The organism is Microbacterium sp. M3, assembly GCF_033548675.1.
GTDB classification, from domain to species: Bacteria; Actinomycetota; Actinomycetes; order Actinomycetales; family Microbacteriaceae; genus Microbacterium; species Microbacterium arthrosphaerae.
The window spans coordinates 230,884-254,470 of the sequence record NZ_JAWTZT010000001.1; the positions used below are offsets into that span (position 1 = coordinate 230,884).

Below are 23,587 nucleotides of genomic sequence, written 5' to 3' on the forward strand. Positions count from 1 at the left end.
TGGGGTAGCGTCGGGGCGTGACGCTACCGCACGATCCCCTCTGGCCGCGCGCGGGCGCGTGGCCGGCCATCGACGAGACCGGCGCCGACGCCGTGCTCCTCGGGGTCCCCACTTTCCGCACCTCCCTCTCGCCCACCGGCGCGCACGCCACCCCGGCGGCGATCCGCGAGGCGCTCCGCCGGTACAGCCCGACGCTCCTCGGCCCTCCGCCGGTCGACCTGACGGAGGCGCTGCGCATCGCCGATGCGGGCGATGTCGACGAGCCCGACGGGCCGGCGGGCGAGGCATCCGTCCGCGCGGCCGTTCGCGCCCTGTGCGAGCGCGCGGACCTCGTCGTGGCGCTCGGGGGCGACAACTCCCTCACCTATGCGGTGGCGCAGGGCGCCGACGCCGCCGGGCTCATCACCATCGACGCGCACTTCGACCTGCGCGACGGCGTCTCGAACGGCTCGCCGGTGCGCCGCCTCGTCGACGACGGCCTCGACCCGCGGCGCATCGTGCAGCTCGGGATCGCCGACTTCGCCAACTCCGCCGCCTACGCACGGCGGGCGGCCGACCTCGGCATCACCGTCGTGACGATGGACGAGCTGCGGCGCCGAGGCGCCGCGGACGTCGCCGCCGAGGCGCTCGAGATCGCGGGGGCCGGCGGCGGCCCGGTGCATCTCGACATCGATGTCGACGTGTGCGACCGGTCCGTGGCGCCCGGGTGCCCGGCGTCGATCGCGGGCGGCCTCGCGGCCTGGGAGCTGCGGGCGCTCGTGCGCGCCGTCGCCGCCGACGCACGCGTGCACAGCGCCGACATCGCCGAGGTCGATGCGACCGCGGATGCCCCGGACGGGCGCACCGTGCGGCTCGCGGCGCTGTGCGTGCTGGAACTCCTCGCGGGAAAGGCGGTCGGACGATGATCGAACTGGCACTGGTGCGTCACGCGAAGTCGGACTGGGGCGACCCGGGCCTCGCCGACCACGACCGGCCCCTCAACGACCGCGGGATGCGCGACGCGCCGGTCATGGCCGAGCGGCTGGCCGCGAACGGCTTCCGCCCCGAGTTCATCCTCACGAGCACCGCGCTGCGCGCCCGGACCACGGCCGACGCCTTCGCCGCCGCGCTCCGGGTGGCCGTCTCACCCGATCCCGAGCTCTACGGCGCGCCGGCGTCCGCCCTGCTCGCCGCGGCTGCGGCGAGCGGCGCGCGCTCGGTCGCGGTGGTGGCCCACGACCCGGGCATGAGCGTGCTCGCGGGGCGGCTCTCGGGCGGGGGCATCGGCCACATGCCGACGTGCGCCGTGGCGACCTTCCGGTGGTCGGCCGACGACTGGGACGTCGCGACGGCCCTCGATCCCGACGACTGGACCTTCGACACGCCTCGCTGAGCCGAGGCCACGCGCCGATCCGCGCCCCGCACTGATTCGCGCCCCCGCGCTGATCCGCTGCGGCCGAGCGGTCGCGCGGCGCTGACGGGCGGACCCCGACCTCTGCGCGATTGCGATCTACATCGTTGTACTTCTGCTCTACATCGTTGTAGATTGCATGACGACGGTCCGACCCTCGACGCCGAGCGGCGGCATCCGTCACCGTCCCGTCCATCGTCGAACTGGAGACTCCATGACGCGCCGCGCACCCCATCGCACCGCGCTCGCCCTCACCACCGCCGGACTTCTCGTCGCCGGCACGCTCAGCGCCGCGCCCGCCTGGGCGAAGCCGCCGGCAGATCCCCCCGCCCCCGTGTTCACCGACGTCACGGTGCACGACCCGTCGATCGTCACCTCGGGCGACGACATCTGGGCCTTCGGCTCGCACGGCGCGTCGGCGCGCACCACCGACCTCATGTCGTGGCAGCAGCACACCGTCGACCTCTCGCAGAACGCCGACAACGCGCTCTTCGACGACATCTACACCGAGCTCGCCGAGACGTTCGAGTGGGCGCAGACCTCGACGCTGTGGGCGGCCGACGTGATCCAGCTGCCCGACGGCCGGTACGCGATGTACTACAACGCGTGCGAGGGCTCGTCACCGCGGTCGGCGCTCGGCCTTGCGACGTCCGACGCCGTCGACGGCCCGTACGAGAACCAGGGCATCCTGCTCAAGAGCGGCATGTGGGATGAAGAGTCCGAGAACCCCGGCGAGGTCTACGACGCGCGCGTCCACCCCAACGCCGTCGACCCCGACGCGTTCGTCGACGCCGACGGGCGGATGTGGATGGTCTACGGCTCGTACTCGGGCGGCATCTTCCTGCTCGAGATGGATGCCGCGACCGGCCAGCCGCTGCCCGGCCAGGGCTACGGCACGCACCTGGTGGGCGGCAACCACAGCCGCATCGAGGCGCCCACCATCCAGTACGACGCCGCGACCGGCTACTACTACCTCTACCTCTCGTTCGGCGGCCTCGGCGTGACCGGCGGCTACGACGTGCGCGTCGCCCGCTCGAAGGACGTCGCGGGGCCCTACCTCGACGCGCAGGGCAACGACATGCGCGAGGTGAAGTCCGACCCGGCACTGCCGCTGTTCGACGACGCGTCGATTCAGCCCTACGGCGTCAAGCTCATGGGCGGGCACCTGTTCGGCCGCGAGCTCGGCGACCCGGGCACCGGCGCCGGTACGGGCTACGTCTCCCCCGGTCACACCTCGTGGTACCAGGACCCCGCGACCGGCCGCATGTTCATGGTGTTCCACGCCCGTTTCCCGGGCACCGGTGAGCTCCACGAGGTGCGCGTGCACCAGATGTGGATGAACGCCGACGGGTGGCCCGTCGTCTCGCCGATGCGGTACGCGGGCGAGACCGCCGGCAAGGTGAAGCGCGCCGACGTCGTCGGCTCGTGGCAGCTGGTCGATCTGGGCAAGGACATCACGGCGACGGCGGCCGAGGCATCCGATGTCACCCTCGGGAAGACCGGACGGGTCAGCGGCGCGGTCGACGGCGAGTGGAAGCTGACCGGTCAGCACACCGCGACCATCACGATCGACGGCGTCGCCTACCGCGGCGTGTTCGCGCCGGTGTGGGACCCCGACCTCGAGGCGTGGTCGACGGGCTTCACCGCGGTCTCGGACGCCGGCGTCACCCTGTGGGCCCGCAAGAGCGTGGAGGTGACGGATGCCGCAGCCGTCGCCGCGGTGATCGCCGACCTCTCGCTCGGCGACACGTCGGGTGTGACCGTCGACCTCGATCTGCCCGCCTCGGGCACCGGCGGGACCACGATCGCGTGGGCGACGTCGGACGCGAGCGTGATCGCTGCCGACGGCACGGTGACCCGCCCCGGGATCGGCGAGCCCGACGCCCACGTGACGCTCACCGCGACCGTCGCGAACGGGGCGGCATCGGCATCCGCGACCTTCGAGGTGACCGTGCTCGCGCGGACGCCGGGCGTCCTCGCCGGCGCGTGGTCGTTCGACGGCTCGCTTTCCGACGACGCGGGTGCCTTCGCCGACGCCACGCTCACCGGCGCCCGCATCGACGCGCCGGCCACCGCTCCGGCGGCGTTCGTCGCCGACGGGGTCGAGGGGACGGCCCTGCACCTGGACGGTACCGGCGGGGTGCGCCTGCCCGACGGGCTCGTGCAGGGCTCGTCGTACTCGGTGAGCCTGTGGCTGCGGCCCGAGGCGCTGACGGCGTACACGACGGCGTTCTTCGCGGCGGCGACCCCGACCTCGTGGGTGAGCCTCGTGCCGCGCGGCCACGACGGCGTCGGCGGCTCGACGATGCTGTGGTCGGGCACGCAGTGGTACGACGCGGGCACCGGGCGCAGCCTGCCGCTCGGCGAGTGGTCGCACGTCGCGTTCGTCGTCGACGGCGGCGCCGCCTCGGTGTACGTCGACGGCGAGCTGCGGTACCAGGGCACCGGATTCCCCGACGTGCTGTCGGGCGCGGGCAACGTCTTCGCGCTCGGCGTCAACTGGTGGGACGTGCCGTTCCGGGGCGACGTCGACGAGCTGTCGGCGTGGAGCTCGGCGCTCTCGCCCGACGACGTCGCGGAGCTCGCGACGCGCTGAGCCGCACGCTGACCGCAGGGCCGCCCAGCATCCGCGCCGGGCGGCCCTGCGTCATTCGCGGATCTGTCCCGCCACCCACACCGTGCGGACGAGCGGCACCCCCGGGCGGTACGCGAGGTGCACGCGCGTGGGGGCGTCGAGCAGCACGACGTCGGCCCGCATCCCGGGCGCGAGCACACCGACGTCGTCGCGGCGGAGCGCGCGGGCCCCGCCCGCCGTGGCCGCCCACACCGCCTCGGCCGGCGTCATCCCCATCTCGCGGACGGCCAGCGCGATCATGAGCGGCATGGAGCTGGTGAAGCTCGACCCCGGGTTGCAGTCGCTCGCGAGCGCGACGGTGACGCCGGCGTCGATCAGCCGACGCGCGTCGGGATAGGGCTGGCGGGTCGAGAACTCCACGCCGGGCAGCAGCGTGGCGACCGTCGCCGACCCGGCGAGCGCGGCGACGTCGGCGTCGTCGAGGTAGGTGCAGTGGTCGACGGATGCCGCGCCCACCGCCACCGCGAGACGCACGCCCTCGCCGGGCCCGAGCTGGTTGCCGTGCACGCGCGGCTCGAGCCCTGCGGCCACACCGGCGGCGAGGATGTGGCGCGACTCGTCGGCGGTGAAGGCGCCGCGCTCGCAGAACACGTCGATCCACCGGCTGTGCGGCGCGCACGCGCGGAGCATCTCGCCGCACACGAGGTCGATGTACTCGTCGCGGCGCTCGGCGTACTCGGCCGGCACCACATGCGCGCCGAGGAACGTGACCTCGGGCGTGACCTCGGCGGCGAGCCGGGCCAGCCGCTCCTCGTCGGCGACCGCGAGCCCGTAGCCCGTCTTGACCTCGAAGGTGGTCGTGCCCTGGGCGCGCAGCTCGGCGACGAACGCGCGCAGGCGGGCCCGCAGCTCGTCGTCGGTCGCGGCCCGTGTCGAGGCCACGGTGCGGCGTATGCCGCCCGCCGCATACGGCGTGCCGGTCATGCGGGCCTCGAACTCGTCGGCCCGGTCGCCGCCGAACACGAGGTGCGTGTGGCTGTCGACGAACCCCGGGATGACCGCGCGACCGCCGGCGTCGATGACCTCGACCTCCGCCCGGTCCTCGCCGTCGACCGCCCGGTCCTCGCCGTCGCCCTCCGTCCGGTCCTCGCCGTCGCGCCCCGCCCGGTTCCGCGAGAGAACAGCTGGTGGACGAGATGCGGGTGGGTTCCCTACCTCTCGGCGGTCAGGAGTACTCTCGCGGATCAGGCGGGCGGCGGTCGCGGCGTCGGCGGCCGGTCCGACCCAGGCGATCCGGTCGCCCTCGATCAGCACCGCCGCGTCGTGCAGCGTGCCGAGCGGATCACCGTCGCGCGCGACGTTGGTCGTCAGCTCGCCGATGTGGGTGATGAGCGTCGTGGTCACGGCATCCGTCCTCTTCATGTCCCGAAATCTCGCCGGCGTGTCCCGAAATCTCGCCGGCGTGTCCCGATTTCGTTCCTACCCGCGTCACGGTGGGAACGAAATCGGGACATGCCCGGCTTACGCGTCGAGCATCGGCACCTGGAGCCCGCGCTCGCGCGCGACCTCCTTCGCGCGGTCGTAGCCCGCGTCGACGTGCCGCATGACGCCCGTGCCCGGGTCGTTCGTGAGCACGCGCTCGAGCTTCTCCGCCGCCAGCGGGGTGCCGTCGGCGACGGTCACCTGACCGGCATGGATGCTGCGACCGATGCCGACGCCGCCGCCGTGGTGGATCGAGACCCAGGCCGCGCCCGACGCGGTGTTGAGCAGCGCGTTGAGCAGCGGCCAGTCGGCGATCGCGTCGGAGCCGTCGGCCATCGCCTCGGTCTCGCGGTAGGGGCTCGCGACCGATCCGGCGTCGAGGTGGTCGCGGCCGATCACGATCGGCCCCGACAGCTCGCCCGACGCGACCATCTCGTTGAACTTCAGGCCCGCGAGGTGGCGCTCCTGGTAGCCGAGCCAGCAGATGCGGGCGGGGAGTCCCTCGAAGTGCACGGCGTCGCCGGCCTTGTCGAGCCACCGCACGAGCCCGGCGTTGTCGCGGAACAGCGCCTTGACGGCCTGGTCGGTCTTGCGGATGTCTTCGGGGTCGCCCGACAGCGCCACCCACCGGAACGGACCACGGCCCTCGGCGAACTGCGGCCGGATGTACGCCGGCACGAACCCGGGGAACGCGAACGCCCGCTCGAACCCGCCGAGCTGCGCCTCGGCGCGGATCGAGTTGCCGTAGTCGAAGACCTCGGCTCCGGCATCCTGGAATCCGACCATCGCGGCCACGTGCTTCGCCATGCTGCCGCGCGCGCGGGCGGTGAACCCCTCGGGATCGCGGGATGCCTCGGCCTTCCAGTCCTCGAACGCGACGCCCACCGGGAGATAGGCCAGCGGGTCGTGCGCGCTCGTCTGGTCGGTGACGATGTCGACGGTGAGCTCCCCCGCCCGGTGGCGGAGCAGGACGTCGCCGAAGACCTCGGCGGCATTGCCGACGACCCCGACCGAGAGCGCCTCACCGGCGTCCTTGGCCGCCGTGACCCGGGCGAGGGCGGCCTCGAGGTCGGTGGTGTACTCGTCGAGGTAGCCGTGCTCGACGCGGCGCGCGAGGCGCGATTCGTCCACGTCGACGATGAGCACCGCTCCCCCGTTGAGCGTGACGGCGAGCGGCTGCGCGCCGCCCATGCCGCCCGCGCCGCCGGTCAGGGTGAGCGTGCCGGCAAGGTCTTCGCGTCCCAGCGAGCGCGCCACGGCGGCGAACGTCTCGTACGTGCCCTGCAGGATGCCCTGCGTGCCGATGTAGATCCACGACCCGGCGGTCATCTGGCCGTACATGGTCAGGCCGAGCTCTTCGAGCTTGCGGAACTCGGGCCACGTCGCCCAGTCCCCCACGAGGTTCGAGTTCGCGATGAGCACGCGCGGCGCCCACTCGTGGGTGCGGAACACGCCGACCGGCTTGCCCGACTGCACGAGCAGGGTCTCGTCGGGCTCGAGCTCGTCGAGCGTGCGGACGATCGCGTCGAACGCCGCCCAGTTGCGCGCGGCGCGCCCGGTGCCGCCGTAGACGACGAGGTCTTCGGGGTGCTCGGCGACCTCGGGGTCGAGGTTGTTCATGAGCATGCGCTTGGCGGCCTCGGCGCCCCAGCTCTTGGCGGTGCGCTCGCTGCCGCGCGGGGCGCGCACGACACGGGTCCCGGTCGAGGCCGCGGCCGGGCCGGGCGTGCCGGGCGCCACGCCGTCGGAGATCTGCTGTTCTTCGGTCGTCTTCATCGCGTTCCCTCCGATGTTGTGGTGTTCTCCGATGTTGTGGTGAGCGCCGCCCGGGCGACCGCCCCCGACGCGACGAGCGCGGTCACCGCCTCCATCTCGGGCGACAGGAAGCGGTCGGGTCCGGGGCCGCCGGCGACGGTGCGCACCAGGTCGCGCACGGCGCCGGTCGCCGCTGCCGGGTGCAGCGGCGCACGCAGGTCGAGGGCACGCGAAGCCGTCAGCACCTCGATCGCGAGGACTCGCGCCAGCCCGTCGATCGCGCGGCGGAGCTTGCGGGCCGCCGCCCAGCCCATCGACACGTGATCCTCCTGCATCGCGGAGGACGGGATCGAGTCGACGGATGCCGGGACCGCGAGCCGCTTGAGCTCAGACACGATCCCCGCCGCGGCGTACTGGGCGATCATCAGGCCCGAGTCGACGCCGACCTCGTCGGCGAGGAACGGCGGGAGACCGTTGCTGCGGGCGGGGTCGAGCGCGCGGTCGGTGCGGCGCTCCGAGATCGACGCGACGTCGGCCACGGCGATGGCGAGGAAGTCGAGCACGTACGCCACCGGGGCGCCGTGGAAGTTGCCGTTGGACTCGACGCGGCCCTCGTCGGTGATGACGGGGTTGTCGACGGCGGCGGCGAGCTCGCGCGAGGCGATGAGGCGCGCGTGGTCGGCGGTGTCGCGCGCCGCGCCGTGCACCTGGGGCGAGCATCGCAGCGAGTAGGCGTCCTGCACGCGCGTGCACACGGCCGGGTCGCGGTGCGAGGCCACGATGGGCGAGCCCGACAGCACCGCCCGCAGGTTCGCGGCCGAAACCGCCTGCCCCGCCTGCGGGCGCAGCGCCTGCAGGTCGGCGGCGAACACCGCGTCCGTGCCGAGCTGCGACTCGACCGACATCGCGGCGGCGACGTCGGCGGTGTCGAGCAGCACCGAGAGGTCGTGGAGGGCGAGCAGCAGCATGCCGAGCATGCCGTCGGTGCCGTTGATGAGGGCGAGCCCCTCCTTCTCGCGCAGCACGAGCGGGGAGATGGATGCCGCAGCCAGCGCGTCGGCGGCATCGACCTCGACCCCGCCGGCGTCGCGCACGCGACCCTCGCCCATCGCGGCGAGCGCGACGTGCGAGAGCGGCGCGAGGTCGCCGGAGCAGCCGAGCGACCCGTACTCCCGCACGATCGGCGTGATGACGGCATCGAGCATCGCGGCGTAGGTCTCGACGACCACGGGACGCACCCCGGTGTGACCGGTCGCGAGCGTCTGCAGGCGCAGCAGCATGAGCGCGCGAACGACCTCGCGCTCGACCTCGGCCCCGGTGCCGGCGGCGTGCGAGCGGATGAGACTCGCCTGCAGCTGCATGCGGCGCTCGGGGGCGATGAACGTGGTGGCGAGCGCGCCGAACCCGGTCGAGATGCCGTAGTGCGGCTCGGGGTCGTCGGCAAGGCCCTCCACGAGCGTCCGGGTCGCCGCGACGCGGGCGAGCGCTTCGGGTGCGATCTCGACGCGGGCGCCGTGGCGGGCGACGGCGACGACGTCCTCGGGACGCAGCGGCGCGCCGCCGACGGTGACGGGAGGCTCAGCGGTCATGCTCCGATTCCACACCGCCGCGGTGCCGTTCGACAGCGGGTCGTGGCATCCTGTGTCTGTCATGCCAGACAGTTCCGCGTCCTCGCCTCCCCGCCCGCAGGTGCCGGCGGCGGATCAGACGCTGCGCATCCTGTCGTTCCTCGCGCGCCAGCGCGGACCGGCACCGGCCCGCGCGATCGCCCAGGGGCTCGGGATCCCGCGCTCGAGCGTCTATCACCTCCTCACCACGCTGCAGGAGCACCATTTCGTCGTGCACCTCCCCGAGGAGCGGCGCTGGGGGCTCGGCATCGCCGCGTTCGAGCTCGCCGGCGGCTACGCGCGGCAGGAGCCCCTCGCCCGGCTCGGCCGGCCCGTGCTCGCCGACCTCGTCGACCGCACCGGCGAGAGCGCGCACCTCGCCGTCATGCACGGGCGCGACGTGCTCTACATCGTCGAAGAGCGCGCGCCGCGCCGCCCGGCGCTGGTCACCGACGTCGGCGTGCGCCTTCCGTCGCACCTGACCGCGACGGGCCGGGCGATGCTCGCGGCGCTTCCGCGCGAGCAGGTGCGGGCGCTGTATCCGGATGCCGCGGCCTTCGCCGACCGCACCGGCCGGGGTCCGGGGCGGCCGGGCGCGCTGCGCGACCTGCTCCGCGACGTGCGGGAGCGCGGGTTCGCGGTGGAGGACGGCGAGGTGACGCTCGGGATGCGCTCGGTGGGCGTCGTCGTGCGCGACCACACCGGGTGGCCGGCCGCGGCGATCGCGGTGACCTGGCCGGCGGACGTCATCGGGACGGACGGGCGGACGACCGCGCTCTCGGCCCTCGCGGGGGGTGCCGCCGCCGAGCTCGAGCGCCGCATCGGGCGGGTCGAGCGACGCTGAGCGCATCGCCGGCCCGGGCAGCCGACGCCCGCGCCGCCGGAGTCCGCGCCGCCGGAGCCCGCGCCGCCGGAATTCGCGCCGCCGGAATTCGCGCCGCCGGAGCCCGCGCCGCCGGAGTCCGCGCCGCCGGAGCCCGCGCCGCCGGAATCCGCGCCGCCGGAATTCGCGCCGCCGGAGCCCGCGCCGCCGGAGTCCGCGCCGCCGGAGCCCGCGCCGCCGGAATCCGCGCCGCCGGAATTCGCGCCGCCGGAGCCCGCGCCGCCGGAGTCCGCGCCGCCGGAGCCCGCGCCGCCGGGCCGGAGCGCCGCCGAGCCGGAGCGCCGAACCGGCCGGGGCCGACGGCAGTGAGCGCGGGCCGAGAGTCAGTCGACCTGGGCGATCGTGCCGCCGGTGAGGCGGACGAGCTCGTCGTAGGTCATCGGGAACACGGTGTGCGGCGTCCCGCCCGCGGCCCAGATCTCGGGATAGCGGGCGAGCTCCTCGTCGACGATCGTCACGAGCGGCGCCGGGTGGCCCGTGGGCGCGACACCGCCGATCGCCTGACCGGTCGCCTCGCGCACCTGGTCGGGCGTCGCCCGCTGGATCTTCGTGCGGCCCAGGCGCTCGGCGAGCGCGGTCGTGTCGACGCGGTGTGCGCCGCTCGTCATCACCAGCAGCGGCTCGCCGTCAGACCAGAACACCAGGCTGTTGGCGATCGCCCCGACCTCGACCCCGAGGGCCTCCGCGGCCAGCACCGCGGTGGACGCGGCATCCGGGAGCACCACGATGTCGCCCATGATGCCCGCGGCGCGAAGGGCGTCGTGCACGAGCACGCTGCGGGCGGGCAGCGAGGCGGGAGCGCTCATCGGCCCGCCCCGCTCGCGGTGCCGCGGGCGAGGATCTCGCCGTGCGGCATGAGCAGCCAGCCATCCTCCGACGCGGCCCACTCGCGCCACCCGTCCGAGATGCGCTGCAGCTGCGCGTCGTCGGCGCCGGTCGCGCGCGCCGAGTCGGCGAAGGCCGACTGCAGCACGCGGTCGGCCCACATGCCGCCCCACCAGGCGCGGTCGGCCTCGTCCTCGAAAAGCCACGTCGTCGCGGTGGCCCGGATGTCGGCGAGGCCGGCCTCGCGCGCCCACGCCTTCAGCCGGCGTCCGGCGGCGGGCTCGCCGGCGACGCTGCGGTGCGTGGCGAGGTACAGCGTCAGCCACTCATCCAGCGCCGGGATCAGCGGGTACCAGATGACCCCCTCATAGTCGACCTCGCGCGCGGCGACCAGGCCGTCGGCGCCGGCCACCCGGCCGAGCTCGCGCAGCATGTCGACCGGCCGGTCGACGTGCTGCAGCACCTGATGGGCGTGCACGACGTCGAACTCCCCGTCGTCGTACGGCAGCGCGTAGGCGTCGCCGACTTCGAACGCCAGCCCTGCCGGGCCGTCGGCGCCGGCGTGATCGGCCGTGGCCTGGGCGACGACGTCGGCCGAGGCATCCGTCCCCACGACACGGCCGGGTGCGACGATGGTCGCGAAGTCCGCGGTGATCGTGCCCGGACCGCTTCCCACGTCGAGGACCGACACGCCCGGGCGCAGGTGCGGCAGCAGGTAGGCGGCGGAGTTCTCGGCGGTGCGCCAGCGGTGCGACCGCAGGACGCTCTCGTGGTGGCCGTGGGTGTAGGCGTCTGGCATTCGTCGATGCTATCGAGGTGCGCCAGAGTGCTGCGGCATGCCCAGATCCGTCCGTCCCAGGCGCGCAGTGTGCTCACCGCCACGGGTGACGGTTGAACATTCCGCCGAACCGGTGTGCAATGAGAGCGGATGCCGCAACGCCGCGGCGTCCGCAGCGCACTGCCCACGAGGCCCGCCGAAGGAAGTATCGCGATGACGCACACTGTGCCCACCCTGCCCCTGCCCGACTTCACGCACGAACGGGTGGAGGTGATCACGGGACGCCGGAGCGGTCTGTTCCTCACGGTGGCGCTGCACTCCTCGGTGCTCGGCTCGGCCCTCGGCGGCGCCCGGCTCTGGACGTACCCGCACTGGAGCGATGCGCTCGGCGACGCGCTGCGGCTGTCGGCCGCGATGACGCTCAAGAACGCCGCCGCCGGCCTCGATGCGGGCGGCGGCAAGTCCGTGATCGCGCTGCCGCCGGGCGTGACGCTCGACGCCGACCGCCGGCGGGCCGCCTTCCTCGACCTCGGCGACGCGGTCGAGTCGCTGCACGGCCTGTACCGCACCGCCGAGGACGTCGGCTCGACCACCGACGACATGCTCGTCGTGAGCGAGCGCACCGAGCACGTCGTCGGGCTCCCCGACGCCGTGGGCGGATCGGGCGAGCCGGCCGGTCCCACGAGCCTCGGCGTGTACGAGTCGCTGCGCGCGACGCTCGAGCGTGTCACCGGCACCGCCGATGTCGCGGGACGCCGCATCACCGTCTCGGGCCTCGGCCAGGTCGGCAGCCGCCTGGCCGTGCGGCTCTCGGCCGAGGGCGCGCACCTCACGGTGACCGACGTCAACCCCGCCAAGCGCGACCTCGCGACCGAGCTCGGCGCCGACTGGATCGCGCCGGGCGAGGAGCACCTCGTGCCGGCGGACGTCTTCGTTCCCGCGGGCATCGGCGGACTCCTCACCGACGAGGTGATCGACGCGCTCGACGCGAAGGCCGTGTGCGGTCCCGCCAACAATCCGCTGGCCGACCACAGCGGGGCCGAGCGGCTCGCCGGTCGCGGCATCCTGTACGCGCCCGATTTCGTGGTGAACGCCGGCGGGGTCATCTACCTCGACCTCGAGGCCAAGCGCCTCGGCACGCGCACCGAGATCATGGACCGCGTGGCGCAGATCGGCGACACCGTGCGGCGCATCTTCGACGAGGCGGAGTCCCGCGGCGTCACCCCGCTCGAGGCCGCCGAGGGGCTCGCGGCCGAGCGGCTCGCCGCCGGCGGGCGCCAGCCCGCACTCGCCGTCTGAACCGCACGTGCCCGGCCTCGCCTCGGGGGCCGGGCAGGATGCTGTGCTGACACTGCGTTCCACAGACCGCGGGATCCGGTTCCATAACCCGGACCGGAGATGGCATGATGGTCGCACGGCGCCCCGGAAGGTGCGCCCGTCTCATGACCCCGCCGCCCGATCGAAGGAGATCCGGTGTTCACCAGCACGCATCCCGATGTCGAGATCCCCGAGCTCAGCATCTACGACTACCTGTTCTCGAGCCTGACCGACGAGGATCTGGGCCGTGTCGCGCTCATCGATCCCGCCACCGGCGCTGAGACGACGTACGGAGCGCTGCGCACGCAGATCGACCTCTTCGCCGGGGCTCTCGCCGCGCGCGGCGTCGGGATCGACACGGTCGTCGGACTGCTGTGCCCCAACGTGCCCGCGTTCGCCACGGTGTTCCACGGCATCCTGCGCGCCGGCGCCACGGTCACGACGATCAACTCCCTCTACACCGCGGGCGAGATCGAGAAGCAGCTGCGGGATGCCGGGGCCACGTGGCTCGCGACCGTCAGCCCGCTCCTCCCCCAGGCGGCCGCCGCAGCCGAGGCCGTCGGCATCCCTCACGAACGCGTGATCGTGCTGGACGGCGCCGCGGGGCACCCGAACCTCCGTGAGCTGCTCGGCGAGGGCGCGCACGCCCCCGAGGTGTCGTTCGACCCGGCGACCCACGTGGCCGTGCTGCCCTACTCGTCGGGCACGACCGGCATCCCCAAGGGCGTGATGCTGTCGCACCGCAATCTCGTGGCCAACGTCGCGCAGTGCGTGCCCAACATGAACCTCGACCACTCGGACCGGGTCCTCGCGGTACTGCCGTTCTTCCACATCTACGGCATGACCGTGCTGCTGAACCTCGCGCTCCGCCGGCGGGCAAGCCTCGTGACGATGCCGAAGTTCGACCTCGTCGAGTTCCTCACGAACATCCAGAAGTACCAGTGCACCTACCTGTACATCGCCCCGCCGATCGCCGTGGCCCTCGCGAAGCACCCGGTCGTCGACCAGTTCGACATCTCGAGCGTGCACACGGTGTTCTCGGGCGCCGCACCGCTCGACGGCGAGACGGCCGAGCTCGCGGGACGCCGCATCCACGCCCGCATGCTGCAGGGCTACGGCATGAGCGAGCTGAGCCCCGTCTCGCACGCCATGTACTACGCGCGCGACGACGAGCCGGTGAGCTCGGTCGGCGGCATGCTGCCGAACACGCTCAACAAGCTCATCGACACCGAGACCGGCGAGGAGATCACCGAGGTCGGCCCCGACGGCGTGTCCAAGCCCGGCGAGCTGTGGGTGAAGGGGCCGAACGTGATGCTCGGCTACCTCAACAAGCCCGAGGCGACGGCCGAGACGCTCGACGCCGACGGCTTCCTCCACACCGGCGACATCGCCGTGTACCACGAGGGCGGCTACTTCTCGATCGTCGACCGCGTCAAGGAGCTCATCAAGTACAAGGGCTACCAGATCGCGCCCGCCGAGCTCGAGGCACTGCTGCTCGGTCACCCGAAGGTGATGGATGCCGCGGTCATCGGCGTGCTCGACGACGACAAGCAGGAGATCCCGAAGGCCTTCATCGTCGCCGCCCCCGACTCGGGCCTCACCGAAGAAGAGGTGATGTCGTTCGTCGCGGAGCAGGTGGCACCGCACAAGAAAGTGCGTCGCGTGGAGTTCATCGAGGCGATCCCGAAGTCGACCGCCGGCAAGATCCTCCGCAAGGACCTGCGGGCGCGCGAGGTCGCGACCGTCTGACCGACGGTGACCAATGCCCCGGCGGAGTGTCTCCGCCGGGGCATCTTGGTGTCCGGGCTGCGCGCCCGACGGCCGCGCGCGTGCCGCGGGTCTACCGTGGCGCCATGAGTGGTGTGTGGCTCGCGGCGCTGAGCGGCCTGATCGGCGGCGGGACGCTGCTCGTCGGCGCCGGCGTCGCGTGGTTCGTCGCGATTCCGCAGCGTGTGGTGGCCGGGATCATGGCGGTCGGCGCCGGGGTGCTCATCTCGACGCTCGCGTTCGAGCTCGTCGAAGAGGCGGCCGATGTCGGCGGCTTGGTCCCGACGACGGCGGGCTTCCTCGGCGGGGCGATCCTGTACATCGTGGCGGATCAGCTCGTGTCGCGCTCCGGGCGGAAGGCGAGCGCGGCCCGCGCGTCAGGCCCCGCATCATCCGGCCGTACGCCGTCGCACAGCATCGTCGCGCGGCGCGCCGGAGGTGCAGCGGCGGGAGCGGGGGTCGTGATCGCGATCGGAGCGCTGATCGACGGCATCCCGGAGTCCCTCGTGATGGGTCTGTCTGTGCTGCAGGGCGGGATCAGCATCCCGATCGTCGCCGCGATCGCGATCAGCAACATCCCCGAGGGCCTCGGCTCGACCGCGGCGCTCAAGCGCGGCGGCGCGAGCGGCCGTTTCGTCACGCTGCTGTGGGGAGGGATCGCGCTCATCACGGTGGCTGCAGCGGTCGCCGGCTATCTGCTCTTCCAGTCGGCCTCGCCCAACCTGGTGGCCCTCATCACGACGGTCGCCGCCGGCGGGCTGCTCGCGATGGTGTGCAACACGATGATCCCCGAGGCCTTCGCCGAGCAGCGCGCGCTCACCGGCCTCTGGGCGACCCTGGGCTTCCTCGGGGCGTTTCTGCTCCACGAGCTGGCCTGACGGCGGACCGCTCGAACGCCGGCGTGAGCGCCGAGCGGTGCCGTCACGACGTTTCGCGGCCGAGAAGCTCGACCGCCTGTTCCCCAACGCCCCCGCACGGGCGTCATGCGTCACGTGGACGCCGCTACGACCGCGCGGAGGAGGCCGCGCGCGAGCGCGGGCTCCCGGTGCCGACGCTCTGACGCACGAGCCGGGCATGTCCCGATTTCGACCCCACCGTGACACGAGTAGGAACGAAATCGGGACATGCCGGCGAGATTTCGGGACATCAGGAGGACGGATGCCGTGACCACGACGCTCATCACCCACATCGGCGAGCTGACGACCAACCTCGCGCGGCCGGGTCGGGTCCGCAGACCCGAGACACTCCGGGCTACGCGGTCGCCCAGAGGTCGTCGTCGTCGATCGCGCCGCCCGGCGCGTCGATCGACAGACCGTGCAGCAGCTCGAGCGCGGCACGCGCGTCGTCGATGCGGCCTTCGACGGCGAGCTCGCGGATGCGCACCGACGGCTGGTGCAGCAGCACGCCCGCCAGGTGCCGCAGCGCCGCCTCGACGTCGTCGCCGGCGCCGCGCGAGCGGGCTCGGGCGATCTCGTCGTCGACGATCTTCAGCACGTCGCCGCGCAGGGCGCTGATCGCGGGCCCGGCGAGGCGGTCGGCGTGGAACTCGGCGGCGGCGTCGCCCACGATGACCCGGGCGTCGGCGTGCGCCGAGAACTCCTGCAGCGGGGCGTGCAGGCGGATGGTCTCGAGGTCGAGCAGCTCGACGCCGTCGACGGCCCCGACCGCGGGGTCGACGTTGCGCGGCAGTCCCAGGTCGATGACGAGCACGCGGTGGCCGGGCACGAACGCCTCGGCGTGCACCACGGCGTCGGCGGTGCAGGTGATCACGACGTCGGCCTCGGCGGCCGCGGCGACGAAGTCGGCGACCGGGCGCAGGCCGTGCTGGGCGGCGAACGCCTCGGCACGCCCCGACGGCGAGAAGACGCGGATGTCGCCCGCGCCGCGCGCGCGCAGCGCGTCGACGGTGCGTGCAGCGTAGCGGCCCGTGCCGACCAGTACGACGCGAGCGGCGGCCCAGTCGGCGACGCGGCTCGACGCGAGCTCGAGCGCGAGGCGCACGAGCGAGCGGTGCACGCCGCGCAGCTGGGTGCGGTTGCGCACGCCGCGGCTGGTGTGCGTCGCCTTCTGGAAGAGGCGCTCCAGCTCGCTGCTCGTCAGCCCCTGGTCGCGGGCGGTGTCGAGAGCGCGACGGACCTGCCCCGAGATCTCGTCCTCGCCGACGACGACCGACTCCAGGCCGCTGGTGACGGCGAAGAGGTGGGCCGCGGCATCCGCCCCCGAATGCACCGCGACCGACGCGCGCAGCAGATCCGCGGAGACGCCGGATGCCTCGGCCATGGCGTCGACGACGGACTCGACGGCGACCGCCTCACCGCCCGTGAGCGGCTCGTCGATGTCGAGATACGCCTCGAACCGGTTGCAGGTCGCGAGCACGACGGCGCCCGAGACGAAGAACTCGTCCTCGACGAGTGCGCGCGTGGCGCTGGGCGCCCCGACGGAGAGACGCTCCAGGATGTCGAGGCTCGCGTTCCGATGGTTCGCGGTCAGACAGAGGAGCACGACTCTAATCTTAACGTGTGTCTTTGCATGACTCTCACCCTTCCGTCCTTCTGAGAAACGATCCCCCTCCCCTGATACGCGCGTACCGGGGCGAGCGGCCGACGCGGACGCCGGTGTGGTTCATGCGCCAGGCAGGCCGGAGCCTGCCGGAGTACCGCGCGCTGCGCGTCGGCACCGACATGCTCGACGCGTGCCTGAATCCTGAGCTCGCCAGCGAGATCACGCTGCAGCCGGTGCGCCGGCACGGTGTGGACGCGGGCATCTTCTTCAGCGACATCGTGATTCCGGTGCGCCTGGCGGGCGTCGACGTGCGCATCGTCGCGGGTCGCGGTCCGGTGCTCGAGAATCCGGTGCGGACGGCGGCGGATGTCGCTTCCCTGCCTCCCCTCGACCCCGAAGCCCTCGCGCCGATCCGGGAGGCCGTCGCCCTCACCGTCGCCGAGCTCGGCACGACGCCCCTCATCGGCTTCGCCGGCGCGCCGTACACGCTCGCGTCGTACCTCGTCGAGGGCGGCCCCTCGAAGGAGCAGCTGAAGACGCGGGCGCTCATGCACTCCGAGCCCGAGACGTGGGCGGCGCTGCTGACGTGGTGCGCCGAGATCACCGGCGCCTTCCTCGCCGCGCAGATCGAGGCGGGCGCCTCGGCCGGCCAGCTCTTCGACTCGTGGGCGGGCTCCCTGAGCCTGCGCGACTACACCGAGCGGGTCGCGCCGTTCTCGGCACGCGCCCTCGAGCCGGTTCGCGAGCTCGGCGTGCCGCTCGTGCACTTCGGCGTCGGCACCGGCGAGCTGCTCGGCGCGATGCGCGACATCGGCGTCGACGCGGTCGGCGTCGACTGGCGGCTGCCCCTCGACGAGGCCGTGCGGCGCGTCGGACAGGGCGTGAGCGTGCAGGGGAACATCGATCCCGCGCTCCTGCGCGCACCGTGGCCGATCCTCGAGGCGCACATCGTCGACGTGCTCGAGCGCGGCCGCGCCGCGCGCGCTCACGTGCTGAACCTCGGCCACGGCGTCCCGCCCGACACCGACCCGACGGTGCTCACGCGCATCGTGGAGTTCGTCCACGCGCATGGCTGACTTCTCCGTCGTCGGCGGCGGCGTCGCGGGGCTCGTCGTCGCGCGGCGACTCGCCGCGTCGGGCGCGTCGGTGACGCTGTTCGAGGCATCCGACCGACTCGGCGGCACCGTCCGGCGGCATGAGGTCGCAGGGATCGGATTGGATGCCGGAGCCGAGAGCTTCGCGGTCCGCGGCGGCGCCGTCGCGGCGCTGCTGGCCGAGCTCGACCTCGCGGGCGACATCGTGGCACCCGCGCCCGGACCGGCGTGGCTGCAGCCGGTGGACGGCGAAGCCGTGCCGCTCCCCGCGACGGCGCTGCTCGGCATTCCGGCCGACCCGCTCGCCGACGACGTCGTGCGCGTGGTCGGCCGAGCCGCTGCGGAGCGCGCCGCCGAGCTCGACGCGCAACCGGTGACGGCGGTGCCCGCAAGCCTCGGCAGCCTCGTGCGCGATCGCATGGGCGCTGACATGCTGGACCTCCTCCTCGCGCCGGTCGTGCACGGCGTGCACTCGCAGCACCCCGACGAGCTCGCGGTCGCGCGCGCGCATCCGGGCCTCGCCGACGCCGTGGTGAGCGCCGGCTCGCTGAGCGGTGCGGTCGCGCAGCTGCGGGCCGCTGCTCCCCCGGGTGCGGCGGTCGCGGGCATCCGCGGCGGCATCCACCGGCTCGTCCCCGCCCTCGCCGACGACCTCGAGCGCCGCGGCGGCGACATCCGCCTCCGGACGCGTGTCGACGACCTCGACGCACTCGACGGCACGGTGGTCATCGCCGCGCCGGGGGTCGCCGGCACGACCGGCACCGGTCGCCGTATCGACCTCGTGACGCTCGTGGTGGAGCAGGAAGAGTTGGATGCCGCACCCCGCGGCACGGGACTCCTCGTCGCCGCGGGCGCACCGGTGGGGGCCCGCGCGCTCACACACGCCACCGCCAAGTGGGAGTGGCTGCGCGAGGCCGCCGGCGGGCGCCACGTCGTGCGGCTCTCCTACGACGAGACTCCGTCCGACCCGGTGGCCGCCGCGGTCGCCGACGCGGAGACCCTGCTCGGCGTGCCGCTGCCCGTCGTGGTCGACGCGGCCCACGTGTTCTGGGTGCGGCCGGCCGCGGCATCCACCGTCCCTTCCGATGTGGTGGTCGTCGGAGAGACGGTCGCGGGCTCGGGCTTGGCCGGCATCGTCGCCCACGCCGAGCGCACCGCCGCCGAGCTCCTCGCCCGCTGACCCCGGGGCCGGCCCGGCGTGGGCAGCCCGTCGCCGAGCGCCCCTTCGCCGAGCGCCCCGTCGCCGAGCGCCGCCCTGCCCCACCGTGTCCCACAATCTCGCCGTCATGTCCCAAAAACGTTCCCAAGCGGCCGTCCTTGCGAACGATTTCGGGACATGCGGGGGTGAAGAGGGGCCGCAGCCCGGCGCCGACCGCCCCGTCCCCGAGCGCCCCGTCCCCGAGCGCCCCGGCTCAGCGTGCCCCCCCCTGCCACACCGTGTCCCGCAATCTCGCCGTCATGTCCCGAAAACGTTCCCAAACGGCCGTCCTTGCGAACGAATTCGGGACATGCGGAGTGAAGGGGGGCGCGCAGCCCCGGCGCAGTCCTCGAGTCCGATGGGCAAGCCGCGTCAGAACGGAAAGCCCCGACGGGGAGGCGGCGTCCCGAGGGGGTGAAAAGATAGAGGTATGACCGACCTCTCGGCGAACTCCCCCTCCGAAACCCTCGGCTACACCCTGTGGGCCGTCTTCCGCCGCGACCGGTCCCGCCCCGCATCCGCAGGCGACCTCGCGGCCGCGGTGGCGGAGGTCGAGGCATCCGGGGTCGTCGTCCGCGGGTTCTACGACGTCTCGGGCCTGCGCGCCGACGCCGACCTCATGATCTGGCTCACCGGCACCGGCGTCGCCCCCGAGGCGCTGCAGTCCGCCCTCCGCACGCTGCGCCGCAGCGAACCGCTCGCGAGCCTCGTGCCGGTGTGGAACGCGATGGGCGTGCACCGCGACGCGGAGTTCACCGCCAGCCACCTGCCCGCGTTCATGCGCGACAAGGACCCCGAGGCGTGGCTCACGGTGTACCCGTTCGTGCGGTCGTACGACTGGTACATCCTCCCCGACGACGAGCGGCGGCAGATGCTCGCCGACCACGGCCGCAAGGGCGCCGCGCACCGCAGCGTGCTGAGCAACACGGTCGCAAGCTTCGCGCTCGGCGACTACGAGTGGATCCTCGCGCTCGAGGCGCCCGAGCTCGTCGAGCTGGTCGACCTCATGCGCGACCTGCGGCAGACCGAGGCCCGCCGCCACGTGCGCGAAGAGGTGCCGTTCTACACCGGCCGGCGGATCGGCCTCGACGAGATCGCCGAGGTGCTGGCGTGACCACCCTGCGGATCGGCACGCGCGGCAGCGCCCTCGCGCTCGCGCAGACCGGCATGGTGGCCGACGACCTCGCCGACGCGACGGGTGTCACGACGGAGCTCGTCACCATCACCACCGACGGCGACCGCTCCAACGAGCCGCTGTCCCGCGCCGGCGGGACCGGCCTCTTCACCGGCGCCCTGCGCGACGCGCTCCTGGCCGGCGAGTGCGACATCATCGTCCACTCCCTCAAAGACCTCCCCACCGCGCCGCACGAGCATCTCGTGGTCGCGGCCATCCCCGCGCGCGAAGACCCCCGCGACGCCCTCATCGCCCGCGACGGCCTCACGCTCGCCGACCTTCCGGCCGGCGCGCGCGTCGGCACCGGCTCGCCCCGGCGCATGGCGCAGCTGCGCGCCCGCCGCCCCGATCTCGAGGTCGTCGACATCCGCGGCAACGTCGACACGCGCCTCGGCAAGGTGACGAGCGGTGAGCTGGATGCCGTGATCCTCGCCGCCGCCGGACTCCGCCGCGTCGGCCGCACCGACGCCGTCACCGAGTACCTCGACGCCGACGCGTGGCCGACCGCCCCGGGACAGGGCGCCCTGGCGATCGAGGTGCGCCGGGGAGACGAAGAACTCGTCGCCGCCCTCGACCACCTCGAGACGCGGGTGGCCGTCGAGGCCGAGCGCGAGGTGCTCGCGCTCCTCGAGGCCGGCTGCTCCGCGCCCGTCGGCGCGCGCGCCGTCGTCGACGCGGGGCTGCTCCTGCTCTCGGCGAGCGTCTACCGTCTCGACGGCGCGACGAAGCTCACGTCGTCGCACGCGGCCGTCTGGCCCGAAGACGAGGGCGATCCGTCGCGGGAGGTCGCGGCATCCGTCGCCCGGGAACTGCTCGATGCCGGTGCCGCCGGCCTGACGGGAGAGCGACCGTGACCCGCAACATCGTCGGCCCCACCGACCGCCCCCGGCGTCTGCGCCAGTACCCCGCCATGCGGCGCCTCGTCGCCGAGACGCGCCTGCACCCGGCCGAGCTGATCCTCCCGATGTTCGTGCGCGAGGGCGCCACCGAGCCGGTGCCGATCTCGTCGATGCCGGGCGTCGTGCAGCACACGACCGAGAGCCTGAAGAAGGCGGTGACGGATGCCGCGGCCGCCGGCATCGGCGGCATCATGCTGTTCGGCGTGCCCGAGCACAAGGATGCGGTCGGCTCCGGCGCGACCGATCCCGAGGGCATCCTCAACGTCGCGACCCGCATCGCCGTCGCCGAGGCCGGTGACGCGCTCGTCGTGCAGACCGACCTGTGCCTCGACGAGTTCACCGACCACGGCCATTGCGGCGTGCTGGACGCGCACGGCTACGTCGACAACGACGCGTCGCTCGAGCGGTACCGCGACATGGGCATCGCCCAGGCCGAGGCCGGGTCCCAGCTGCTCGGCCTCAGCGGCATGATGGACGGCCAGGTCGCCGCCGTGCGCGATGCGCTCGACGACGCCGGCTTCGGCAACACCCCGATCCTCGGCTACGCCGCGAAGTACGCCTCGGCGTTCTACGGCCCGTTCCGCGAGGCGGTGCAGTCGTCGCTCGAGGGCGACCGCCGCACCTATCAGCAGGATCCCGCGAACCGCCGCGAGGGTGCGCGCGAGGTCGACCTCGACATCGCCGAGGGCGCCGACATCGTGATGGTGAAGCCCGCGATGAGCTACCTCGACGTGCTCGCCGACACCGCGGCCGCGAGCCCCGTGCCGGTCTGGGCGTACCAGGTGTCGGGCGAATACGCCATGATCGAGGCGGCCGCCGCCCACGGCTGGATCGACCGGCGCCGCGCGATCGAGGAGTCGGTGATCGGCATCCGTCGCGCCGGCGCCGGCGCCGTGCTGACCTACTGGGCCCTGGAGCTTGCGGAGTGGATGCGATGACGACGAACGAGCAGGAGTTCGCCCGCGCCCGCGGTGCCATGCCGGGCGGCGTGAACTCGCCGGTGCGCGCGTTCGGCTCGGTGCACGAGACGCCGCGGTTCTTCGTGGCGGCGTCGGGACCATACGTCACCGACGTCGAGGGGCGCGAGTACGTCGACCTCGTCGGCTCGTGGGGTCCCGCGATCCTCGGGCACGCCCATCCCGCCGTCGTCAAGGCGGTGCAGGATGCCGCGGCCCACGGTCTCGGCTTCGGTGCGAGCACGCCCGGCGAGACCGAGCTCGCCGAGCTCATCGCCGCGCGGGTCACGCGCGACGGCGTCCAGAACCCCGTGGAGCGCGTGCGCCTGGTGTCCACCGGCACCGAGGCGACGATGACCGCCATTCGCCTCGCGCGCGGCGCGACCGGGCGCGACCTCGTCGTGAAGTTCGCGGGCCACTACCATGGCCACTCCGACGGGCTGCTGGCCGAGGCGGGCTCGGGTGTCGCGACGCTCGCGATGCCGGGCTCGGCGGGCGTGCCGGCGCCGATCGCCGCGCAGACGCTCGTGATCCCCTACAACGACCTCGACGCGGTGCGCGAGGTGTTCGCCGCGCGCGGCGACGACATCGCGGCGGTCATCGTCGAGGCCGCGCCGGCCAACATGGGCATCGTGCCGCCCGCGCACGGCTTCAACGCCACTCTCGCCGACATCGCCCACGGGCACGGCGCGCTCCTCATCCTCGACGAGGTGCTCACCGGATTCCGCGTGGGCCCGGCCGGCTGGTACGGCGTCGACCCCGTGCCGTTCACGCCCGACCTCATCACCTTCGGCAAGGTGGTCGGGGGCGGTCTCCCGCTGGCCGCCCTCGGCGGATCGGCCGCGCTCATGGAGCTCCTCGCCCCGCTCGGCCCGGTGTATCAGGCGGGGACGCTGAGCGGCAACCCGCTCGCCGTCGCCGCCGGCCGCACGACCCTCGACCACCTCGACGCCGCCGCGTACGCCCGCATCGACGGCGCCGCGACGACGATCGCCGAGGCCGCGGCATCCGCTCTCTCCGAAGCCGGTGTCACGCACGTCGTGCAGCGGTCGGGCAACCTGTTCTCGATCCAGTTCGCCGAGACGCCGCCGCACGACTACGACACGGTCAAGGCGCAGGAGGCGTTCCGGTACCCGCCGTTCTTCCGGGCGATGCTCGCGCAGGGCGTCTCGCTGCCGCCTTCGGTGTTCGAGGCGTGGTTCGTGTCCGCAGCCCACGACGACGCCGCCGTGAGCCGCATCGTCGACGCACTGCCGGCTGCCGCCCGCGCCGCGGCCGAGGCGACTGCGGAGTGACGGGCCCGGGGGGGGGGGGGGGGGGGGGGGGGGGGGGGGGGGGGGGGGGGGGGGGGGGGGGGGGGGGGGGGGGGGGGGGGGGGGGGGGAG

19 protein-coding genes are annotated in these 23,587 nt (G+C 73.7%); 13 read left to right on the forward strand and 6 right to left on the reverse strand.

Annotation, left to right across the window (positions count from 1 at the left end):
• The first annotated feature begins 17 nt into the window (after positions 1-17).
• The 3 genes from R8Z57_RS01040 to R8Z57_RS01050 all read left to right on the forward strand — a co-directional run bounded on the left by R8Z57_RS01040 (position 18) and on the right by R8Z57_RS01050 (position 3,986).
• Complete coding sequence (locus tag R8Z57_RS01040) at positions 18-905, forward strand: agmatinase family protein (RefSeq protein WP_318351903.1); 888 nt, start codon at positions 18-20, stop codon at positions 903-905.
• Positions 902-1,372: a SixA phosphatase family protein gene (locus R8Z57_RS01045; RefSeq protein WP_318351904.1), complete on the forward strand. Its 471-nt coding sequence runs from the start codon at positions 902-904 to the stop codon at positions 1,370-1,372. Before R8Z57_RS01040 ends, R8Z57_RS01045 begins: the two co-directional genes overlap by 4 nt.
• 232 nt (positions 1,373-1,604) lie before the next feature.
• Complete coding sequence (locus R8Z57_RS01050) at positions 1,605-3,986, forward strand: LamG-like jellyroll fold domain-containing protein (RefSeq protein WP_318351905.1); 2,382 nt, start codon at positions 1,605-1,607, stop codon at positions 3,984-3,986.
• 51 nt (positions 3,987-4,037) lie between these two features.
• On the opposite strand, the gene hutI is transcribed toward R8Z57_RS01050, so the two are convergent.
• From hutI to hutH, 3 genes are all read right to left on the reverse strand, one after another.
• Positions 4,038-5,387, reverse strand: a complete 1,350-nt coding sequence (hutI, locus tag R8Z57_RS01055; RefSeq protein ID WP_318351906.1) for an imidazolonepropionase — start codon at positions 5,385-5,387, stop codon at positions 4,038-4,040.
• A 99-nt stretch (positions 5,388-5,486) separates the two neighbouring features.
• Complete coding sequence (hutU, locus tag R8Z57_RS01060; RefSeq protein ID WP_318351907.1) at positions 5,487-7,223, reverse strand: urocanate hydratase; 1,737 nt, start codon at positions 7,221-7,223, stop codon at positions 5,487-5,489.
• A complete protein-coding gene (gene hutH / locus R8Z57_RS01065; RefSeq protein WP_318351908.1) occupies positions 7,220-8,791 on the reverse strand; it encodes a histidine ammonia-lyase in 1,572 nt (523 codons plus the stop codon). The genes hutU and hutH overlap by 4 nt, the downstream gene beginning before the upstream one ends.
• 61 nt (positions 8,792-8,852) lie before the next feature.
• On the opposite strand from hutH, the gene R8Z57_RS01070 reads away from it, so the two are divergent.
• The gene (locus R8Z57_RS01070) at positions 8,853-9,653 is read left to right on the forward strand and encodes an IclR family transcriptional regulator (protein ID WP_318351909.1); all 801 of its coding nucleotides are present in this window, start codon (positions 8,853-8,855) and stop codon (positions 9,651-9,653) included.
• 362 nt (positions 9,654-10,015) lie between these two features.
• On the opposite strand, the gene R8Z57_RS01075 is transcribed toward R8Z57_RS01070, so the two are convergent.
• Together R8Z57_RS01075 and R8Z57_RS01080 are read right to left on the reverse strand one after the other, a co-directional pair.
• On the reverse strand, positions 10,016-10,498 hold the full coding sequence (locus R8Z57_RS01075) for a YbaK/EbsC family protein (protein WP_318351910.1): 483 nt from the start codon (positions 10,496-10,498) through the stop codon (positions 10,016-10,018).
• Positions 10,495-11,316, reverse strand: a complete 822-nt coding sequence (locus R8Z57_RS01080) for a methyltransferase domain-containing protein (protein WP_318351911.1) — start codon at positions 11,314-11,316, stop codon at positions 10,495-10,497. Before R8Z57_RS01080 ends, R8Z57_RS01075 begins: the two co-directional genes overlap by 4 nt.
• A 192-nt stretch (positions 11,317-11,508) precedes the next feature.
• Between R8Z57_RS01080 and R8Z57_RS01085 the strand changes: the two genes are divergently transcribed.
• From R8Z57_RS01085 to R8Z57_RS01095, 3 genes are all read left to right on the forward strand, one after another.
• Complete coding sequence (locus R8Z57_RS01085; protein ID WP_318351912.1) at positions 11,509-12,594, forward strand: Glu/Leu/Phe/Val dehydrogenase family protein; 1,086 nt, start codon at positions 11,509-11,511, stop codon at positions 12,592-12,594.
• Between the two features lie 174 nt (positions 12,595-12,768).
• On the forward strand, positions 12,769-14,361 hold the full coding sequence (locus R8Z57_RS01090; RefSeq protein ID WP_318351913.1) for an AMP-binding protein: 1,593 nt from the start codon (positions 12,769-12,771) through the stop codon (positions 14,359-14,361).
• A gap of 104 nt (positions 14,362-14,465) precedes the next feature.
• Positions 14,466-15,257, forward strand: a complete 792-nt coding sequence (locus R8Z57_RS01095) for a ZIP family zinc transporter (protein WP_318351914.1) — start codon at positions 14,466-14,468, stop codon at positions 15,255-15,257.
• A 373-nt stretch (positions 15,258-15,630) separates the two neighbouring features.
• On the opposite strand, the gene R8Z57_RS01100 is transcribed toward R8Z57_RS01095, so the two are convergent.
• Positions 15,631-16,881 carry a glutamyl-tRNA reductase gene (locus tag R8Z57_RS01100; RefSeq protein ID WP_318351915.1) on the reverse strand — a complete coding sequence of 417 codons (1,251 nt, stop codon included), beginning with the start codon at positions 16,879-16,881 and terminating at the stop codon, positions 15,631-15,633.
• A gap of 17 nt (positions 16,882-16,898) precedes the next feature.
• On the opposite strand from R8Z57_RS01100, the gene hemE reads away from it, so the two are divergent.
• The 6 genes from hemE to hemL all read left to right on the forward strand — a co-directional run bounded on the left by hemE (position 16,899) and on the right by hemL (position 23,497).
• A complete protein-coding gene (hemE, locus tag R8Z57_RS01105) occupies positions 16,899-17,957 on the forward strand; it encodes a uroporphyrinogen decarboxylase (protein ID WP_318351916.1) in 1,059 nt (352 codons plus the stop codon).
• Positions 17,950-19,155 (forward strand): protoporphyrinogen/coproporphyrinogen oxidase, encoded by a 1,206-nt coding sequence (locus tag R8Z57_RS01110; protein WP_318351917.1) that lies wholly within the window; start codon positions 17,950-17,952, stop codon positions 19,153-19,155. The genes hemE and R8Z57_RS01110 overlap by 8 nt, the downstream gene beginning before the upstream one ends.
• Before the next feature lie 448 nt (positions 19,156-19,603).
• Positions 19,604-20,287, forward strand: a complete 684-nt coding sequence (gene hemQ, locus R8Z57_RS01115) for a hydrogen peroxide-dependent heme synthase (RefSeq protein WP_318351918.1) — start codon at positions 19,604-19,606, stop codon at positions 20,285-20,287.
• Entirely contained in the window at positions 20,284-21,201 is a 918-nt protein-coding gene (gene hemC / locus R8Z57_RS01120) for a hydroxymethylbilane synthase (protein WP_318351919.1), read from the forward strand. Before hemQ ends, hemC begins: the two co-directional genes overlap by 4 nt.
• Positions 21,198-22,184 carry a porphobilinogen synthase gene (hemB, locus tag R8Z57_RS01125; RefSeq protein ID WP_318351920.1) on the forward strand — a complete coding sequence of 329 codons (987 nt, stop codon included), beginning with the start codon at positions 21,198-21,200 and terminating at the stop codon, positions 22,182-22,184. The genes hemC and hemB overlap by 4 nt, the downstream gene beginning before the upstream one ends.
• A complete protein-coding gene (gene hemL, locus R8Z57_RS01130; protein ID WP_318351921.1) occupies positions 22,181-23,497 on the forward strand; it encodes a glutamate-1-semialdehyde 2,1-aminomutase in 1,317 nt (438 codons plus the stop codon). The genes hemB and hemL overlap by 4 nt, the downstream gene beginning before the upstream one ends.
• Positions 23,498-23,587: the final 90 nt, after the last annotated feature.

Excerpts from the sequence above, each read along its gene's own strand:
- R8Z57_RS01045 (WP_318351904.1), top strand. The coding sequence starts at position 902 with ATGATCGAACTGGCACTGGTGCGTCACGCGAAGTCGGACTGGGGCGAC.
- R8Z57_RS01050 (WP_318351905.1), top strand. The coding sequence starts at position 1,605 with ATGACGCGCCGCGCACCCCATCGCACCGCGCTCGCCCTCACCACCGCC.
- hutI (WP_318351906.1), bottom strand. The coding sequence starts at position 5,387 with ATGAAGAGGACGGATGCCGTGACCACGACGCTCATCACCCACATCGGC.
- hutU (WP_318351907.1), bottom strand. The coding sequence starts at position 7,223 with ATGAAGACGACCGAAGAACAGCAGATCTCCGACGGCGTGGCGCCCGGC.
- hutH (WP_318351908.1), bottom strand. The coding sequence starts at position 8,791 with ATGACCGCTGAGCCTCCCGTCACCGTCGGCGGCGCGCCGCTGCGTCCC.
- R8Z57_RS01070 (WP_318351909.1), top strand. The coding sequence starts at position 8,853 with ATGCCAGACAGTTCCGCGTCCTCGCCTCCCCGCCCGCAGGTGCCGGCG.
- R8Z57_RS01075 (WP_318351910.1), bottom strand. The coding sequence starts at position 10,498 with ATGAGCGCTCCCGCCTCGCTGCCCGCCCGCAGCGTGCTCGTGCACGAC.
- R8Z57_RS01080 (WP_318351911.1), bottom strand. The coding sequence starts at position 11,316 with ATGCCAGACGCCTACACCCACGGCCACCACGAGAGCGTCCTGCGGTCG.
- R8Z57_RS01085 (WP_318351912.1), top strand. The coding sequence starts at position 11,509 with ATGACGCACACTGTGCCCACCCTGCCCCTGCCCGACTTCACGCACGAA.
- R8Z57_RS01095 (WP_318351914.1), top strand. The coding sequence starts at position 14,466 with ATGAGTGGTGTGTGGCTCGCGGCGCTGAGCGGCCTGATCGGCGGCGGG.
- R8Z57_RS01110 (WP_318351917.1), top strand. The coding sequence starts at position 17,950 with ATGGCTGACTTCTCCGTCGTCGGCGGCGGCGTCGCGGGGCTCGTCGTC.
- hemQ (WP_318351918.1), top strand. The coding sequence starts at position 19,604 with ATGACCGACCTCTCGGCGAACTCCCCCTCCGAAACCCTCGGCTACACC.
- hemL (WP_318351921.1), top strand. The coding sequence starts at position 22,181 with ATGACGACGAACGAGCAGGAGTTCGCCCGCGCCCGCGGTGCCATGCCG.